The organism is Acinetobacter tandoii (assembly GCF_008867985.1).
GTDB classification, from domain to species: domain Bacteria; phylum Pseudomonadota; class Gammaproteobacteria; order Pseudomonadales; family Moraxellaceae; genus Acinetobacter; species Acinetobacter tandoii.
In genome coordinates this window covers 1-1169 of sequence record NZ_VXLD01000027.1, presented here as the reverse complement: position 1 = coordinate 1169, position 1169 = coordinate 1, and the positions used below count along the sequence as shown (strand labels likewise).

At 45.1% G+C, this 1169-nt stretch carries 1 protein-coding gene; it reads left to right on the top strand.

All coding sequences use genetic code 11. From position 1 onward, the window contains the following. Positions 1–1169, top strand: a 1169-nt coding sequence (tuf, locus tag F4W09_RS16950; RefSeq protein WP_151505445.1) for an elongation factor Tu, incomplete at its 3' end; no start/stop codon positions are given.

Here is a 1169-nt window from a genome sequence, read left to right as displayed (position 1 = left end):
ATGGCTAAGGCTAAGTTTGAACGTAATAAGCCACACGTAAACGTGGGCACAATCGGTCACGTTGACCATGGTAAAACTACTTTAACTGCTGCGATTGCAACTATTTGTGCAAAAACTTACGGCGGTGAAGCGAAAGATTACTCACAAATCGACTCTGCTCCTGAAGAAAAAGCACGTGGTATTACAATTAATACTTCACACGTAGAATACGATTCTCCAATCCGTCACTACGCTCACGTAGACTGCCCGGGCCACGCCGATTATGTTAAAAACATGATTACTGGTGCTGCTCAGATGGACGGCGCGATCCTTGTTTGTGCTGCGACTGATGGTCCAATGCCACAAACTCGTGAACACATCCTTCTTTCACGTCAGGTTGGTGTACCTTACATCATCGTATTCTTAAACAAATGCGACCTTGTTGACGACGAAGAATTACTTGAATTAGTAGAAATGGAAGTTCGTGAACTTCTTTCTACTTATGACTTCCCAGGTGATGACACTCCAGTTATCCGTGGTTCTGCTCTTGCTGCGCTTAATGGCGACGCTGGTCAGTACGGTGAGTCTTCAGTTCTTGCTCTTGTTGAAGCGCTTGACACTTACATTCCAGAACCAGAACGTGCTATCGACAAAGCATTCTTGATGCCAATCGAAGACGTATTCTCTATCTCAGGCCGTGGTACAGTAGTAACAGGTCGTGTAGAAGCTGGTATCGTGAAAGTAGGCGAAGAAGTTGAAATCGTTGGTATCAAAGATACAGTTAAAACAACTGTAACTGGCGTTGAAATGTTCCGTAAACTTCTTGATGAAGGCCGTGCGGGCGAGAACTGTGGTATTCTTCTACGTGGTACTAAGCGTGAAGACGTACAACGTGGTCAAGTACTTGCTAAACCAGGTACAATCAAGCCGCACACTAAATTCGACGCAGAAGTATACGTACTTTCTAAAGAAGAAGGTGGTCGTCATACTCCATTCCTTAACGGTTACCGTCCACAATTCTATTTCCGTACGACTGACGTAACTGGCGCAATCCAATTACAAGAAGGCGTTGAAATGGTAATGCCAGGTGACAACGTTGAAATGTCAGTAGAATTAATCCACCCAATCGCAATGGACCCAGGTCTACGTTTTGCGATCCGTGAAGGTGGTCGTACAGTAGGTGCTGGTGT